This window comes from Streptomyces naganishii JCM 4654 (assembly GCF_014650575.1).
In the GTDB taxonomy this organism is placed as follows: Bacteria; Actinomycetota; Actinomycetes; order Streptomycetales; family Streptomycetaceae; genus Streptomyces; species Streptomyces naganishii.
In genome coordinates this window covers 1-16,177 of the sequence record NZ_BMVF01000019.1, presented here as the reverse complement: position 1 = coordinate 16,177, position 16,177 = coordinate 1, and the positions used below count along the sequence as shown (strand labels likewise).

Below are 16,177 nucleotides of genomic sequence, written 5' to 3'. Positions count from 1 at the left end.
CCGAAGGCCGACACGTACAGGAGCAGCAGATGGCCGGTGCGGCCCGCGCGCGCAGGAACGCGCCGCCGCGCGAGGAGGTCCTCGCCGCCGCCATGGAGATGATCGCCGAGCGCGGTCTGGAGAAGCTCACCATGGCGGCGCTGGGCCGCGAGGTCGGCATGAGCAGCGGCCACCTGCTCTACTACTTCGGCTCCAAGGACGAACTGCTGCTGCGCACCCTCCAGTGGAGCGAGGGCCGGCTCGGGGCCGAGCGCGCCCGGCTGCTCACCCGTACCGGATCCGCCCGGGAACGCCTGGACGCCTACGTCGACCTGTACGTGCCCGACGGCCACCGCGACCCGCACTGGACCCTGTGGCTGGAGGTCTGGAACCGCTCGCAGAACGCCGACGACGACGCCCGCGACCGGCTGGCCGCCATCGAGGGCGCCTGGCACCGCGACCTGGTCGCCCTGATCGCCGAGGGCGTCTCGCGCGGCGAGTTCCGGCCGGTGGACGCCGACCGCTTCGCCACCCGGCTGCGCGCCCTGCTCGACGGGTTCTCCATCCACGTGGCGATCGGCCTGCGCGGCACCGACCGCACGCGCGTCCTCGGTCACGTGGGGGAGTTCCTCGACCAGTCGCTGGGGACCACCGGGCCCGCGGACGCCTGATCACCCGCCCGCGCGTCTCGGGCGGGCGCCCGCATCCTGAGACGGCGGTGAGCGGTGAGGGCGGAATGTGCCAGACTGCCCCCGTGCTCTCGTTCGTCATGATTATTGGCAGCAGGCGCGCCGGTCCGCAGTGACCGTCTCGTACGACCAGGTGCGAGCGGCCACCGTCGTCCTCGACCCGCGCGCAGACCTCTCGCACCCGCGAGGGGTCTTTCGTTTTCCTGGCCCACCCGCAGCCGGGGGACAGGCGCGAGGGACCATTGGGGGGACGGTGGAGCCGGTTATTCCGGTAAGACCGAGATTCACCAACAGGAGCCTTGAGACCATGACCGAAACCAGCCGGCCGGCCGACTCGTTCCACGTCTTCGACACCACCCTGCGCGACGGCGCCCAGCGTGAGGGCATCAACCTCACCGTCGCCGACAAGCTGGCCATCGCCCGGCATCTGGACGACTTCGGCGTGGGCTTCATCGAGGGCGGCTGGCCGGGCGCGAACCCCAGGGACACCGAGTTCTTCGCCCGCGCCCGGCAGGAGATCGAGTTCCGGCACGCCCAGCTGGTCGCCTTCGGCGCCACCCGGCGGGCGGGCGGCAAGGCGGCCGACGACCCGCAGGTCAGGGCGCTGCTGGAGTCCGGCGCCGAGGTGATCACCCTGGTCGCCAAGTCGCACGACCGGCACGTGGAGCTGGCGCTGCGCACCACCCTGGAGGAGAACCTCGAGATGGTGCGGGACACGGTCTCCCACCTGCGCTGCGAGGGCCGCAGGGTCTTCGTCGACTGCGAGCACTTCTTCGACGGCTACCGCGCCAACCCCGAGTACGCCAAGGCCGTCGTGCGGGCCGCCGCCGAGGCGGGCGCCGACGTGGTCGTCCTCTGCGACACCAACGGCGGCATGCTGCCCGCGCAGGTCCACGCGGTCGTCTCCACCGTGCTGGCCGACACCGGGGCGCGGCTCGGCATCCACGCCCAGGACGACACCGGATGCGCGGTGGCCAACACCCTCGCCGCCGTCGACGCCGGTGCCACCCACGTGCAGTGCACGGCCAACGGCTACGGCGAGCGCGTCGGCAACGCCAACCTCTTCCCGGTGGCCGCGGCCCTCGAGCTGAAGTACGGCAAGCGGGTGCTGCCCGAGGGGCGGCTGGCGGAGATGACGCGGATCTCGCACGCCATCGCCGAGGTCGTCAACCTCACGCCCTCCACCCACCAGCCCTACGTGGGTGTGTCCGCCTTCGCGCACAAGGCCGGCCTGCACGCCTCCGCGATCAAGGTCGACCCCGACCTGTACCAGCACATCGACCCCGAGCTGGTCGGCAACACCATGCGCATGCTGGTCTCCGACATGGCCGGCCGCGCCTCCATCGAGCTCAAGGGCAAGGAGCTCGGCATCGACCTCGGCGGCGACCGCGAGCTGGTCGGCCGGGTGGTCGAGCGGGTCAAGGAGCGCGAGCTCAAGGGCTACACCTACGAGGCCGCCGACGCGAGCTTCGAGCTGCTGCTGCGCGCGGAGGCCGAGGGCAGGCCGCTGAAGTACTTCGACGTGGAGTCCTGGCGGGCCATCGTCGAGGACCGCCCCGACGGCACCCACGCCAACGAGGCCACGGTCAAGCTGTGGGCCAAGAGCGAGCGCATCGTCGCCACGGCCGAGGGCAACGGCCCGGTCAACGCCCTCGACCGCGCCCTGCGCGTGGCCCTGGAGAAGATCTACCCCGAGCTGGCCTCCCTGGAGCTGGTCGACTACAAGGTCCGCATCCTGGAGGGCAAGCACGGCACGTCCTCCACCACCCGCGTCCTGATCTCCACCTCGGACGGCAAGGGCGAATGGTCCACGGTGGGCGTGGCCGACAACGTCATCGCCGCCTCCTGGCAGGCCCTGGAGGACGCCTACACCTACGGCCTCCTGCGGGCAGGCGTCGAACCGGCGAAGTAGCCCGGCCCGCCCGGCGCACGGCCACAGCGCTCTCCGCGCCCGGCCCGCCCTCGGTCCCCGGCTCGCGGTGGCTAGGGGGCCCGCCAGATGTTGTCGAAGGCCGCGTCTTCGATCCGGCGGCGTTGGCGGACCGCCTCCAGTTCCGTGACCGCGTCGTTCACGGCGGCCAGGACCGCCGTCAGGGAGTCGTCGTCGGGGGCCGGGAGTTCGCCCGGTTCCCCGGCGCCCGCCGCCGCGGCGAGGCCGCGGAGCACGGGATCGCCGGACGCCCAGCGGCCGGCCGCCTCGCGGCGGGCGGGCGTGTCGGCCGCGGTGTCGCCCGCCGTGTCGGCCGGGGACCGGCGGGCCGGGCGGTGCGGCGTCCAGCGGTGGCGCTCCCCGGCCGGCGGCTCCGCCTCGGAGGCGTAGGCCGCGGCCAGCCCGCGCCCCCGGCGCCACAGCCAGTCCTCCACCGTCTCGTACGGCGGCCCGTCCACGAGCGCGGCCCCCGCCTCGTCCAGGAGCCGGTCGCCCGTGGCCGGCCGCGCGCCGGGCACGACGCGGTCGCCGTCCAGGGTGACGTACCCGCCCGTCAGCAGGTCGGCCAGTTCGGCCCCCGCCAGCGCGAGGGACAGGTCGCCCTGCTCGACGGGCCGGGCGGCCGGCCCGTCCAGGGTGACGATCATCAGGTCGCGCGCTGTGGTCATGCCTCCTGACGATACGTCACTTCAGCTGCCACTTCTGGTTGGCCGCCCCGGTGCACGACCAGATCTGCGCCCGCGCCCCGTTGGCGGAGGAGTCGTCCGTGACGTCGAGGCACTTGTCCGCGGCCAGGTTCACCACGTCCCCGGTCGAGGCGTTGTACGACCACTGCTGCGCCCCGGTGCCGTTGCAGTCGTAGAGCTGCGCCTTCGCGCCGTCCGCCGTGGACCCGGACGTCACGTCCAGGCACTTGCCGAGCGCCCGTACGGTCCCGTCCGTCCGCACGGTCCACTGCTGGGCCGGTGTGCCGTTGCAGTCGTAGAGCTGCACCGCCGTGCCGTTGGCCGCCGAACCGCCCGCCACGTCCAGGCACTTGCCCGCGAGCCCCACGAACGCCCCCGTCGGGCTCCCGCCGCCCGACTGCGCCCCCGACCAGGTGAAGGTGGCAGACGTGTGGCCCGGCAGCGAGTAAGTGGCGTGCTGCGCACCCCAGTCGATGGTCACCGTCTTCGCGCCCGGAGCGTCGTTGTAGGCGATCAGCGCCTTGCTCCCGTCCGGGTTGCGCCAGGCCACGTTGGGCACCGAGGCGGACGCCGTGGAGGCGATCCGCTGCGCTCCGGGCCGGACGAACTTCGTCAGGTGCCCCATGTCGTAGTACTCGACGGTGTAGTCGACCTGTCCCGAGCGCGCGTCCCCGTCGTGCACCGTGACCAGCCCGGTGCAGGTGCCGCAGCCCCCGTTGTGCGGGCCCATGTCCTGGTCCACCGCCAGCGACCACTTGGTCACCGACTTCGCCCAGTTGCGCGTGTAGTCGACGATGTTGTTCATGTCCTCGCGCTGCTGGTTCGCGATCCACGTGCCGCCCGAGTGCTCGGTGCCGAAGGCGTCCAGCTGCGGGTACCGGTCGTGCACCGCCGTCTGCTCGGTGACGTCGCCGCCGTAGCCGTGCCAGGCGATCCCGCCGAAGTTCGGGTGCGAGCGCACCGTCGCGTCGTCCACCGTCTGGGCGGCGTAGGAGTCGTAGGTGTCCCAGTTCCAGTCGAGCGCCAGCACCTTGGTGGACAGGCCCGCCGCCGCCAGCTTCGGCAGCAGCTCGCTCTTGGTGAAGTAGGCCAGGCCCGAGGCGTTCCAGCTCATCGACGGATACCCCGAGCAGCACGTCGGCTCGTTCTGCGCGGTCACGTACGACACCGGCACGCCCTGGTCGCGGTAGGCCTGGAGGTACTTCACGAAGTACGAGGCGTAGGCCCCGTAGTCCTCCGCCTTCAGCCAGCCGCCGTTGAGCTGCCCGCTGTCCTTCATCCAGGCCGGCGCGGTCCACGGCGAGGCCATGACGGTCAGGGCGGGGTTCAGCTGGAGCGCCTGCCGGGTCAGCGGGACCACGTCCGCGAGGTCGTGCGCGATGGAGAACCTCGACAGCGTGGCGTCCGTCTGCCCGGCGGGCACGTCGTCGTACGTGTAGCCGTAGCGGGCCAGGTCGGAGGCGCCCATCGGGTTGCGCAGGAACGACAGCCCGATGCCGTCGGTGGGGGAGAACAGCTTGCGCATGGTGGCGTCCCGGGTCGCCTGGGACAGCGCGCCGCCGCTGTTCATCAGCCAGGCCGCGGTGTCCGTGAAGGAGGCGCCGCCGCCGGTGAAGGTCTGGTAGCGGGTGTTCTCGTCCACGGTGATGTTCTCGCCGCCGCCGCCGGTGCCGGGCTGGAAGGCGAACGGCGCCTGGGGTTCGAGCCCGCGGACCACGTGCCGGCCGCCGGAGTCGTCGGTCGTGGTCAGCCAGGCGGTCACCTGCTCGCCGGCCGCGTGCGCGGGAGTCGCGCCGGCCGTGCCGAGAGTGCCGAGCCCGGCGGCGGCCAGCAGCCCGGCGACGAGCAGCCGGGCCGTGGGGGAGGGTTTTCTCATGGTGCGCCGCCCTTCGTGAGGTGGGGGATGGGGGCGTGCGAGCCGTGAGTAAATGACGGCTTGGTGTACGCGTCAAGGGGGTGCGCGTTCACAACCCGAACTGACAACGCCCGTCATCCGGCCGCCCGTTGGCCCGTCGCGGGCCTGTGTACCGGTTCCGGCGTGAAGTCTTGACGGCTCCCCGGCGGACCAGTTAACTCACGCCCTGATCTAAGTCATGAGTTTCCTGCCGTGAGTTGAGCCCAGAGGGTTCACAGAGCCGAGGGAAGGTCCATGCGAAGAACCGCCCTGCTCGCCTCCGCCACCCTGCTCACCGCCCTGATCCCGCTCGCCTCCGCGGGCCAGGCCGCCGGCGCCGGCGACCCGGCCCCCGTACCCGTCGACCGCTTCGAGGGCGAGGTGCCCTTCGCGAGCCAGCCCGCCGAGGGCATCTTCACCTGGGGCGGCGACTCCGACGACCCGCCCGCCCTCCAGCTCACCGCCCGCCCCGACGCCCCCGAGGGCGCCAAGGTCCTCACCGGCACCTACGACATCAGCGGCTACGGCGGCTTCACCCACGACTTCGCCGCGAACCTGCCCGCCCACGACTGGTCCGCCCACCAGGGCGTCCGCTTCTGGTGGGACGGCCAGGACAACGGCCGCAAGATCGCCTTCGAGATCAAGGACGGCGGCGCGAACGGCGAGGCGTCGGAGCTGTGGACGACCTCCTTCACCGACGACTTCAGCGGCTGGAAACAGATCGAGCTGCCCTTCACCGCCTTCACCTATCGCACGGACTACCAGCCGGTCGGCGGCATCGACCACGTCCTCGGGCTCACGCAGATGTGGGGCTACGCCGTCACCCTCCCGACCGGCGCGCCGGGCCGCTTCGCCATGGACGACGTCGAGCTGTACGGCAGGGCCGACCAGGCGCTGCGCGCCTCCGTCACCACCGACGCACCGGTGTACCCCGTCAGGGAGGGGACGACCGCGTCCGTCCGCGTCACCGTCGCCACCACCGGCTCCGCACCCCTGGCCGAACCGGTCACCGTCGCCTACCGCACCGGCGCCGGCACCGCCCGCCCCGGCACGGACTACCGCCCGCTCACCGGCACCCTCACCTTCCCCGCGGGCACCGCCTCCGGCACCACACGGACCGTACGGGTGCCCACCCTCAACAACCGGTCCCCGCAAGCCGCGAGGACCGTCCCCCTCGACCTCGACGTCACCGGCGCCAGGGCCCCCGCCGAGACCCCGCAGATCGTCCTGGACGCGCACGGACTGCCGTACCTGGACAGCGGACTGCCCGTGAGGAAGCGGGTCGCGGACCTCCTGTCCCGGATGTCCCTGGAGGAGAAGGCGGGGCAGATGACCCAGGCCGAGCGCGGCGCGATGAGCGCCCCGGCCGACATCGCCGGCTACGCGCTGGGCTCCCTGCTCTCCGGCGGCGGCTCCACCCCGACGCCCAACACCCCCGCCGCCTGGGCGAGGATGATCGACGCCTTCCAGCTCCGCGCGCAGGCGACCCGCTTCCAGATCCCCCTGATCTACGGCGTGGACGCGGTGCACGGCCACAACAACCTGGCCGGCGCCACGGTCATGCCGCACAACATCGGCATCGGCGCCACCCGCGATCCCCGACTGGCCGAGCGGACCGGAGCGGTGACCGCGAGCGAGGTCCGCGCGACCGGCGTGCCCTGGGACTTCGCCCCCTGCCTGTGCGTCTCGCGCGACGAACGCTGGGGCCGCTCCTACGAGTCCTTCGGCGAGGACCCGGCCCTGGTGCAGTCCATGGAGACGGTCGTCCAGGGCCTCCAGGGCCGCGCGGACGGCCGTGACCTGTCCCGCGCCGACAAGGTGCTCGCCACCGCCAAGCACTTCGCCGGCGACGGCGGCACCGAGTACGGCTCCTCCACCACCGGCACCTACACCATCGACCAGGGCGTCACCAAGGTCACCCGGCAGCAGCTCCAGGCGATCCACCTCGCGCCCTTCCGCACGGCGGTCGACCGGGGCGTCGGCTCAGTCATGCCGTCGTACTCCTCGCTCGACGTCATCGGCGACGGGCGCGGCCCGGTGAGGATGCACGCCCGCGCCGACATGATCAACGGCGAGCTCAAGGGGCGCATGGGCTTCGACGGCTTCGTCATCAGCGACTGGAACGCCATCGACCAGCTGCCCGGCGACTACGCCACCCAGGTGCGCACGGCCGTGAACGCGGGCGTCGACATGATGATGGTGCCGTACTCCTACAAGGACTTCCGCACCGCCCTGATCGGCGAGGTGAGGGCCGGGCGGATCAGCGAGCGGCGGATCGACGACGCCGTCTCGCGCATCCTCGCCCAGAAGTTCCGCCTCGGCCTCTTCGAGCACCCCTACGCCGACACCTCCGGCGCCGCGCGGATCGGCTCCCCCGCGCACCGCGCCGTCGCCCGCCGGGCGGCCGCCGAGTCCCAGGTGCTGCTGAAGAACACGGGCGGCGTACTGCCGCTGAAGAAGAACCAGAAGGTGTACGTCGCCGGGTCCAACGCCGACGACCTCGGCAACCAGACCGGCGGCTGGACCATCACCTGGCAGGGCGAGTCCGGCACCCACACCCGGGGCACCACCGTCCTCCAGGGCATGCGGAACGCCGGGGGAGACGTCACCTACTCCAAGGACGCCTCCGCGCCCACCGGCGGCTACGACGTCGGTGTGGTCGTCGTCGGCGAGACCCCGTACGCCGAGGGCGTCGGCGACGTCGGCAACGGCCACGGCCTGGAGCTCTCGGCCGCCGACAAGGCGGCGGTGGACAAGGTGTGCGCGGCCATGAAGTGCGCGGTGCTGATCGTCTCGGGCCGGCCCCAGCTGATCGGCGACCGGCTCGGGCGGATCGACGCCCTGGTCGCCTCCTGGCTGCCGGGCACCGAGGGCGACGGCGTGGCCGACGTGCTCTACGGCAGGCGGCCCTTCACCGGACAACTCCCCGTGACCTGGCCGAAGTCCGAGGCCCAGCTGCCCATCAACGTGGGCGACACGGCGTACGACCCGCAGTTCCCGTTCGGCTGGGGGCTCACCACGCTGACCGCCGTGCCCTCGGGCGGCACCGGGACCCTGCGGGCGCTGGAATTGGCGGCGGGCGCGGCCGAGCGGGCCCACGCCGCGCGGACCGGCCGCGCGATCGTCACCAAGGCGCGGCTGATCGTCCAGTGCGCGGTGGGCCAGAACATGAGCGCGGCCGTGGCGAAGCCCTTCGCCGACGCCGACCACCTGCTGCTGACCGGGCACTACCGGGCGGCGGTGCAACGGCTCACGGCGGCCTACCGGGCGGCGTGAGAGGCGGATGGGAGGCATGCCCGGCAGCGGGGTACTCGCCGGGTGTGCCCCCCATCCATGTATATGCCCTACTTCCTCGCCTTTCGGGTAGCGTCGAACCATGAAGGCCCTCGCCCAGCCCCGAGCCCTTCGCGCCCCGGTCCGCCTGCTGGTCGCCCTCGCGGTCGCCGTCGTGGCCGTACTGTCGGCCGGAGTGCCGCGGGCGAGCGCGGCCACGAGCATCTCCACGGTCGCCCAGGCGCTGCGCAAGAACCCCGTCTACGTCGACCCGGCCGCCTCCGGGCAGTTGTCGGCCGCCGACGCCGACGCGCTGTCCCGGCAGATCAAGGACGCCGACAAGCCGCTGTTCGTCGCGGTGCTCCCCGCGGACTACCCCACCCGGAGCCTCTTCACCGACCTGCGCACCGCCACCGGGATCACCGGCGCCTACGCCATCCGCCTCGGCGACCGCTTCGACGCCCGCGCCGACGCCTCCGTGCTGCCCCGCACCGCCGTGCGCAACCTGGTCACCAGCGTCCAGGGCGAGGACGCCAAGACCCAGCTGACCGACTTCACCAACAGGGCGCTGCCCACCATGCACGGCTCGGCCCCCGGCACCTGGGGCACCTCCGGCCACGGCCGCGGCGCCTCGAGCACCGCGCTGATCACCGCCGCGGCGGTCCTGGTGGCCGGCGGCCTCGGCGCGTACGGGCTGGTCAGGCGCAACCGGCGCCGCCGGGCCACCGAGCAGCGGGCCGCCCTGGACCGGCTGCGCGTGGTCGTCGACGAGGACATCACCGCCTTCGGCGAGGAACTGGACCGCCTCGACTTCCACCCGGCCGAGGCCGGCGCGGACGACGCCATGCGCGCCGACTACGAACGCGCCCTGGACGCCTACGAGCAGGCCAAGCAGTACATGGCCCAGGCCCGCCGCCCCGAGGACGTGCGCCCCGTCACGGAGGCGCTGGAGGACGGCCGCTTCTCACTGGCCCAGCTGGCCGCCCGCCGCGAGGGCCGCCCGCTGCCCGAACGCCGGCCGCCCTGCTTCTTCGACCCGCGCCACGGCCCCTCCGTCACCGACGCCACCTGGGCGCCGGCCGGCGGCGCGCCCCGCCAGGTGCCGGTGTGCGCGGCCGACCAGGTACGCCTGGCCGAGGGCGCCGACCCGCACATCCGCGAGGTGGAGACCAACTGGGGCCGCCGCCCCTACTGGGACGCCGGCCCCGCCTACGGCCCCTGGGCCGGCGGCTACTTCGGCGGCGGCATCCTCCCCGGCCTCCTCGTCGGCACCCTGCTGGGCAACGTCATGGCCGCCCCTGCCTACGGCGCGTACTACGGCGGCGGCTACGGCGACTTCAGCGGTTACGGCTACGACGGTTCCGGAGGCTTCGGCGGCTACGACGGGGGTGACGTGTCGGGCGCCGACTTCGACCCGGGCGACTTCGGGGGCGGCTTCGGCGACGGCGGTGACTTCGGAGGCGGAGGCGACTTCGGCGGGGGCGGGGACTTCGGCGGGGGCGGCGGCGGGTTCTGAGCCCCGCCCCGCGAGTTCACGTCCGCGAGCCGGACGCGCGTGTCATAGCCGGGTGCCGGAGGCGCGTGTCACAGCCGGGTGCCGAAGTCCTGCGTCCACCACGGCCCGCCCGAACCCTTGTGGACGCCCACGCCGATGTCCTTGAAGGAGCAGTTGAGGATGTTGGCGCGGTGGCCGGGGCTGTTCATCCAGGAGTTCATCACCGACTCCGGGGTCTGCTGGCCCCTGGCGATGTTCTCCCCGTAGGTGGACCAGCGGTACCCGGCCGCCGTGATGCGCTGACCGGGGTCCTTGCCGTCGGGGTTGGTGTGGTCGAAGAAGTCGCGGGCCGCCATGTCGTCGGAGTGGCCCTGCGCGGCGGCGTCCAGCTGTGGGTCCTCCGTCAGCGCCCCGCAGCCCGCCTTCGCACGCTCCTGGTTGACCAGGGCGACGACCTGCGCCACGGCGCCCGCCGGGGCCGGCTGGGCGGGCGGCGCGCTCGGCGCGCTGGGCGTCGGCCGCACCGGCCGCTTCGAGGCGGGCGCGGCCGCCTTGTGGGTGCTCGCGGCGGGGCTCGGGCTCCTGGACGCGGAGCGGGAGGGGGAAGGGGACGGCGAGGGGGAGGCGGACGGGGAGACGGGAGCGCTGGTGGCGGGCGCGGCCAGGTCCGTGACGGGGGTGGCCGCGGTCCGCGCGGCGGTGTCGTCCTCGGCTCCCGAGCCCGGCCCCACGCCGAAGTACCACGCGCCGCCGCCGGCCAGGCAGGCCGCCACGACCGCCCCGGCGGCCGCCCGCCGCCGCACCCGCCGGCGCCGCCGCGCCGCCTCGCGCGAGGCGACCCGCCCGCCGGCCGCCTCGTGGTCGCCCGCCGCCCGGCGGCGCGCCGCACGCCCGGCGCGGCCCGGGACCGCGCCGGCCGGCACCCCGTCGAAGCCCGGCCGCACGTTCGCCAGCAGTGCCACCGGCACCGGCACCAGCGCAAGGCCCGCCAGCAGCCCCTCGGCCGGCATCAGCCCGCTCCACAGGCCCGAGCAGCGCACGCAGTCGCGCGCGTGCCGGGCTATTCGCTTGCGCCACAGCGCGGACGGCGTGCCGTCCCAGGCCGCGAGCACCTCGCCCAGCTCCGGGCAGCGGGGACGCGCGTCCAGGGCCCGTACGACCACGCGGGCCGCCTCCAGCTGAGCCTTCATCCGCTGCACCCGTACGGCGGTGTGCTGCGGCGACAGCTTCAACGCCCCGGCGACCTCCGCCCGGGTCAGCTCCCCGGCGCACTCCAGCCACCACAGCGACAGCAGCGCCCGGTCGTCCGGCTCCAGCCAGCGGGTGGCCCGCGCGGTCTCCTGGCGCTGCCCGGACAGCTGGAGCCGCACCATGGTCAGGTCCACGAAGTCGGCGCCCGGGTCCGCGACCTCGCCCGCCTCCTCGACGGCGCCCGGCGCGGCCTGCCGGTCCTGCCAGTGCGCCCGGACCCGGTTCATGGCGATGGCCACCAGCCAGGAGCGGAAGCTCTCGGGGGAGCGCAGGGAGCCGAGCCCGCCCAGGGCGCGCAGCATGGTGTCCTGCACCACGTCGTCCACGTCCACCGAGCCGTTCAGGGCGCGGCCCACGATGTTGTAGACCAGCGGGAGATGCGCGCTGACCAGGGCGTCCTGAGCCTGCGGATCGCCCTCGCGGGCAGCGGCGACCAGTGCCGCGAGGTCCGCCGTGTGCTGTGTGGTCATACGAGAACTTCCCCGTCCCTAGACGTCGGTCGATGATGTCCGATGCCTGGGAGACCGCTGAGGGCGGCCCGGATAACAGTTCTTCGCACGCGCGCCCGAAAAAGATGCCGGGCAGGCCGCCGCGGTGGTCTTCGTCCGCTCCCGGGACGGCGAAGCGCCCGCTCTCACATACGGGGGAGTGGAGAGCGGGCGCGTTCAGGGGTGCGCGAGCGCCGGCGCGGCGGGGCCGCGGGCGGCTCACGCGTTCTTGATCGCCGAGATGTCGAAGTTCAGCTTGATCTTGTCCGAGACCAGGACGCCACCGGTCTCCAGGGCCGCGTTCCAGGTCAGGCCCCACTCGGAGCGCAGGATCTCGGCCTTGCCCTCGAAACCGACGCGCTCGTTGCCGAAGGGGTCCTTGGCGGCGCCGTTGAACTCCAGGTCGATGGTGAGCGGCTTGGTCACGCCGAGGATCGTCAGGTCGCCGGTGATCCGGTAGTCGTCGCCGCCCAGGGCCTCCGCCTTGGTGGAGCGGAAGGTCATCGTCGGGAACTCCTCGGTCTTGAAGAAGTCCGCGCTCTTCAGGTGGCCGTCGCGGTCGGCGGAACCGGTGTCGATGCTGTCCATCTTGACGTCGAGGGAGGCGCTGGACGCGGCCGGGTCGCCGCCGTCCAGGTGCAGGGCGCCGGAGAAGTCGAGGAACTTGCCCTTGACGTTGGTGACCATGGCGTGCCGCGCGACGAAGCCCAGCGTGGAGTGGGCCGGGTCGATCGTGTACTCACCGGTGAGGGCGGCGAGCTCCGGGTTCACGGCGGCCGGCGCGGCGGGGGCGGCGGTGGTGGTCTCGGTGGTGTCGTTCTTGCGGCCGAAGATGCCCATGATCTGCTCCTTGAGGATGTGATGTCGCCCGGCGCGGTGGGGGAGCGCCGAGGATGTTGAACATTCAACGAGGTCAACACTCACGACCGTAGACCTATTCCGTTCGACTTTCAACATCATGCGATGCGTGTCGGCCGAATGGCTGACGGTGACCGTGTCCGCCCTCTGGCCAACGCGCGTAGACCTCGGGCACCATCGGCGTGCACCACCTGCACAGCCGCCCCACAGGAAGCACGGCCAACAGCAGGAAGGGTTCCCCATGAGCGTCATGAAGGCCCGCGCGGCCCTCACCGCCCTCGCCCTCGTCGTCGCCCCCGGCGTCGCCGTCCTCGGCACCGCCACCGACGCCTTCGCCGTCACCAAGATCAGTCACGCCACCGCGACCTCGATGTTCCGCCAGGTGGGCATCACGTGGTCCTCCTCCGGCAACTGCTCCGACCGCAACAACTCCACCTGCACGTCCTTCGAGCAACTCAACCTCGCCACGGCCCAGGGCGCCCAGACGCTCAAGCGGGCCGCCGGCTGCGCTCTCAACATCACCGGCGGCACCGAGACCGGCCACGCCTCCGGCACGTACTCCCACTGGAACGGCTACAAGCTCGACTACGGCAAGAACACCTGCGTCACCGCCTACATCAAGAACAACTTCACCTACATAGGCCTCCGAGGCGACGGCGCCCCGCAGTACAAGGCCGCCTCCGGCAACATCTACGCCGACGAGGGCAACCACTGGGACGTCCTGTACTACAACTGCGGCGGCTGCTGAAGCCTCGTCACCCCCCGCGCCCCGCGGCGCGGGGGCGAACCCCGGCCGCGAACGACGACCCGCCACAGCGCCACGATCACTGGCGAGCCGTACAGTCCGGCCCGGGCCGGGAAGGCGGCCTGGAAGCGGAGCCCGTCCGCGTTTGACGGACCCGGTGTGGGCGGTTAGCCAGGGGGTATGACGGTGCATCAGCGCACGACCCCCGGTCCCCGGAGCAATGGCGGGCCCTCGTGAGGGCCAACCGCCGCTCGCTACTGCTCACCGCCGCCCTCCTCGCCGCCACCACCACAGGCACCCGTCCGCCCCGGACCCCGCTTCCCGCCGACCCGTACGAGGCCCTCCGCCGCCGCTGGGTCGGCCTCGCCCTCGGCGCCGGGTACGACCCCGCCGCCGAACCCTGGGCCGGCAGGCTCGCCGAGACCGGCCGGCTCGCCCGGGCCCACCAGGCCACCATGGCCCCCACCCCCACCTCCCTCTGGCCGGGCCACCCCTTCGACCCGCCCGCCAACATCACCTTCAGCTACGGCCGCCTGTGGACCATGACCCAGGCCTGCGTCCAGCCCGGCACCGGCGCGACCGGCGACGAGGACCTCCTCGCCTGCGTCCTGCGCGGCCTCGACCACCTCGCCGCCACGGTCTACCACCCCGGAACCACCCCCTACGGCAACTGGTGGGAGTGGCGGATCGGCAGTCCGCGCCTGCTCACGGACATCACGGCCGCCCTGTACGACCGCCTCGGCACGGACCGGATCGCCGCCGCCTGCGCCGCCGTCGGCCACTTCGTCCCCGACGGCGCCCTGCGCGCGTACTCCGGCACCTCCACCGGCGCCAACCGCGTCGACCTGTGCCGGGTCGTCGCGCTGCGGGGCGTGCTCGGCCGCGACGGCTCGCGGATCGCCCTGGCCCGGGACGCGCTCTCACCGGTCTTCCCGTACGTCACCGAGGGCGACGGCCTCTACGCCGACGGCTCGTTCGTGCAGCACACCCGGGTCCCCTACACGGGCACGTACGGTCAGGTGTTCCTCGACGGACTGGGCCGCCTGCTCACCCTGCTGGCCGGCTCCCCCTGGGAGGTCACCGACCCGAACCGGCACCACGTCCTGGACGCCGTCGAGCACGCCTTCGCCCCGCTCGTCCACGACGGACTGGTGATGGACGGCGTCAGCGGCCGCGCCATCAGCCGGGGCCTGCCCACGAACGACGACCGCGGCGTCCCGCAGAGCGACCACTCCCGCGGGCACGCGCTCATCGCCGCGATCGCCCTGCTCGCCGACGCGGCCGGCCCGGCCGAGCGTGAGCGCTGGTACGGGCGCGTCAAAGGGTGGATCCAACGGGACACGGTGAGCCCCGTACTGACGGACCCCCAGTTCGGCGTCGCCGACCTCGCCCGGCTGCACACGGCCGTCGCCTCCCCGGCCGCCCCCGCGCCCGAACCGCTCGGCCACCGCCTCTTCGCCGCCATGGACCGGGCCGTCCACCGCCGGCCCCGCTTCACCGCGCACATCGCCATGGCGAGCGACCGCGTCGCCCACTACGAGTGCGGCAACGGCGAGAACCCGCGCGGCTGGCACACGGGCGCCGGAATGCTCACCTGGTGGGCCGCCGGGCAGCCCACCGACCAGTACACCGACTGGTACTGGCCCACCGTCGACTGGTACCGGCTGCCCGGCACCACCGTCTCCACCCGGCCCCTGCCCGACCGCGCGGGCGGCGAGTGGGGCGCGCCCCGGCCCGACGCGCGCTGGGTCGGCGGCGCGACGGACGGCACGTACGCGGCGATCGGGCAGCACCTCAAGGGCCTCGGCTCCACGCTCGAGGCCCGCAAGTCCTGGTTCTGCCTCGACGACGCCGTGGTCTGCCTGGGTGCCGGCATCACCTGCGCCGACGGGGTGCCCGTCGAGACGGTCGTCGACAACCGCGACCTCGGGCCGGACGGCGCCCAGCCCTTCGTACGGGGACGGGACTGGGCGCACCTGGAGGGCCACGGCGGCTGGCTGGTCCCCGGCGGCCAGTGCCTGCGCGTCCTGCGCGAGGACCGCACGGGAGCCTGGGGCGCCATCAACACGGGCGGCTCGGCCGAGCGGCGCACCCGCCGCTGGCAGACCCTCTGGCTGGACCACGGCACCGACCCGGACGGCGCCGCGTACGTCTACGTGCTCCTGCCCGGCGCGTCCCGGGAGGAGACCGCGGCCCGCGCCGCCCGTCACCACGGGATGACGGTCCTCGCCAACGACCCCGGCCGGCAGGCCGTCGCCGTGCCCCGCCTCGGACTGCTCGCCGCCAACTTCTGGCGGGCCGGTACCGTGGGACCGCTCACCGCGTCGGCGGGCGCCAGTGTCCTGGTCCGCCGTCAGGGGCGTACCGCCACCCTCCACGTGAGCGAGCCGCCCCGCTCCGGCCGGCCGCTGGACGTCTTCTGGGAGACGCCGGAGCACCCCGTGCGCCGGGTGCTGCGGGCCGGGAAGGGCGTCGAGGTGATCCGCGAAGGCCCCCGTCTGGGCCTGCGTGTCACTCCGGGGAGGGCATGTTCCACCCATGATTGTGAGGTGGCTCTCGCACCCTGAGTTTGTGTGACCTCCACAACGCCGATCCCCTCTGAGCAGTCGGAAAGGCTGCAAGGCCCGGTGGTTCTGTTCAGGGGTACCAGGAAAACGGGCCGGAGACTGTACGGAGTCGACGGCTCGCTTTCCCAGGTGTGCTTCGTAAGGTCACTACATGACCGTTTTGGAAGAGACGACGGGTGAGCCCACCGGCGAGCCGGCGGATGCGCGCGGGCGCGTGGCCGAGTTGCACGGGATCCGTGCGCAGGCGGTGGCGGGTCCGAGCGAGAAGGCGACCGCGGCGCAGCACGCCAAGGGCAAGCTGACCGCGCGGGAGCGGATCGAG

General features: G+C 73.2%; 10 protein-coding genes and 1 pseudogene. 7 read left to right on the top strand and 4 right to left on the bottom strand.

Features of this window, described 5'->3' with window-relative positions; all coding sequences use genetic code 11:
- Positions 1 to 29 precede the first annotated feature (29 nt).
- Both IE217_RS27820 and cimA read left to right on the top strand, forming a co-directional pair.
- Complete coding sequence (locus IE217_RS27820; protein ID WP_190180712.1) at positions 30 to 650, top strand: TetR/AcrR family transcriptional regulator; 621 nt, start codon at positions 30 to 32, stop codon at positions 648 to 650.
- 325 nt (positions 651 to 975) lie between these two features.
- Positions 976 to 2,580: a citramalate synthase gene (gene cimA / locus IE217_RS27815; protein ID WP_190180711.1), complete on the top strand. Its 1,605-nt coding sequence runs from the start codon at positions 976 to 978 to the stop codon at positions 2,578 to 2,580.
- Between the two features lie 71 nt (positions 2,581 to 2,651).
- On the opposite strand, the gene IE217_RS27810 is transcribed toward cimA, so the two are convergent.
- Both IE217_RS27810 and IE217_RS27805 read right to left on the bottom strand, forming a co-directional pair.
- Complete coding sequence (locus IE217_RS27810) at positions 2,652 to 3,266, bottom strand: GPP34 family phosphoprotein (protein WP_190180710.1); 615 nt, start codon at positions 3,264 to 3,266, stop codon at positions 2,652 to 2,654.
- A 16-nt stretch (positions 3,267 to 3,282) separates the two neighbouring features.
- Positions 3,283 to 5,160, bottom strand: a complete 1,878-nt coding sequence (locus tag IE217_RS27805; protein WP_190180709.1) for a ricin-type beta-trefoil lectin domain protein — start codon at positions 5,158 to 5,160, stop codon at positions 3,283 to 3,285.
- Between the two features lie 273 nt (positions 5,161 to 5,433).
- On the opposite strand from IE217_RS27805, the gene IE217_RS27800 reads away from it, so the two are divergent.
- Positions 5,434 to 8,454: a glycoside hydrolase family 3 protein gene (locus tag IE217_RS27800; RefSeq protein ID WP_190180708.1), complete on the top strand. Its 3,021-nt coding sequence runs from the start codon at positions 5,434 to 5,436 to the stop codon at positions 8,452 to 8,454.
- A gap of 100 nt (positions 8,455 to 8,554) precedes the next feature.
- Positions 8,555 to 9,967 (top strand): hypothetical protein, encoded by a 1,413-nt coding sequence (locus tag IE217_RS27795; RefSeq protein ID WP_190180707.1) that lies wholly within the window; start codon positions 8,555 to 8,557, stop codon positions 9,965 to 9,967.
- Positions 9,968 to 10,035: 68 nt separating this feature from the next.
- Here the strand turns inward: IE217_RS27795 and IE217_RS27790 are convergent, their stop codons facing one another.
- Together IE217_RS27790 and IE217_RS27785 are read right to left on the bottom strand one after the other, a co-directional pair.
- Positions 10,036 to 11,667: a sigma-70 family RNA polymerase sigma factor gene (locus tag IE217_RS27790; RefSeq protein WP_190180706.1), complete on the bottom strand. Its 1,632-nt coding sequence runs from the start codon at positions 11,665 to 11,667 to the stop codon at positions 10,036 to 10,038.
- A 237-nt stretch (positions 11,668 to 11,904) separates the two neighbouring features.
- A complete protein-coding gene (locus IE217_RS27785) occupies positions 11,905 to 12,525 on the bottom strand; it encodes a YceI family protein (protein ID WP_190180705.1) in 621 nt (206 codons plus the stop codon).
- 268 nt (positions 12,526 to 12,793) lie between these two features.
- Here IE217_RS27785 and IE217_RS27780 point away from each other — a divergent pair, with 268 nt between their 5' ends.
- The 3 genes and pseudogenes from IE217_RS27780 to IE217_RS27770 all read left to right on the top strand — a co-directional run.
- Complete coding sequence (locus tag IE217_RS27780; protein ID WP_190180798.1) at positions 12,794 to 13,291, top strand: hypothetical protein; 498 nt, start codon at positions 12,794 to 12,796, stop codon at positions 13,289 to 13,291.
- A gap of 230 nt (positions 13,292 to 13,521) precedes the next feature.
- Positions 13,522 to 15,855, top strand: coding sequence for a polysaccharide lyase 8 family protein (locus IE217_RS27775; protein WP_190180704.1), 2,334 nt, complete (start codon positions 13,522 to 13,524; stop codon positions 15,853 to 15,855).
- A gap of 151 nt (positions 15,856 to 16,006) precedes the next feature.
- Positions 16,007 to 16,177, top strand: a pseudogene (locus IE217_RS27770) (methylmalonyl-CoA carboxyltransferase); the annotation flags it as partial.

Bases quoted from the DNA above. Each gene is read 5' to 3' on its own strand.
- IE217_RS27800 (WP_190180708.1), top strand. From the start codon at position 5,434: ATGCGAAGAACCGCCCTGCTCGCCTCCGCCACCCTGCTCACCGCCCTG.
- IE217_RS27805 (WP_190180709.1), bottom strand. From the start codon at position 5,160: ATGAGAAAACCCTCCCCCACGGCCCGGCTGCTCGTCGCCGGGCTGCTG.
- IE217_RS27785 (WP_190180705.1), bottom strand. From the start codon at position 12,525: ATGGGCATCTTCGGCCGCAAGAACGACACCACCGAGACCACCACCGCC.
- IE217_RS27820 (WP_190180712.1), top strand. From the start codon at position 30: ATGGCCGGTGCGGCCCGCGCGCGCAGGAACGCGCCGCCGCGCGAGGAG.
- IE217_RS27795 (WP_190180707.1), top strand. From the start codon at position 8,555: ATGAAGGCCCTCGCCCAGCCCCGAGCCCTTCGCGCCCCGGTCCGCCTG.
- IE217_RS27780 (WP_190180798.1), top strand. From the start codon at position 12,794: ATGAAGGCCCGCGCGGCCCTCACCGCCCTCGCCCTCGTCGTCGCCCCC.
- cimA (WP_190180711.1), top strand. From the start codon at position 976: ATGACCGAAACCAGCCGGCCGGCCGACTCGTTCCACGTCTTCGACACC.
- IE217_RS27790 (WP_190180706.1), bottom strand. From the start codon at position 11,667: ATGACCACACAGCACACGGCGGACCTCGCGGCACTGGTCGCCGCTGCC.
- IE217_RS27810 (WP_190180710.1), bottom strand. From the start codon at position 3,266: ATGACCACAGCGCGCGACCTGATGATCGTCACCCTGGACGGGCCGGCC.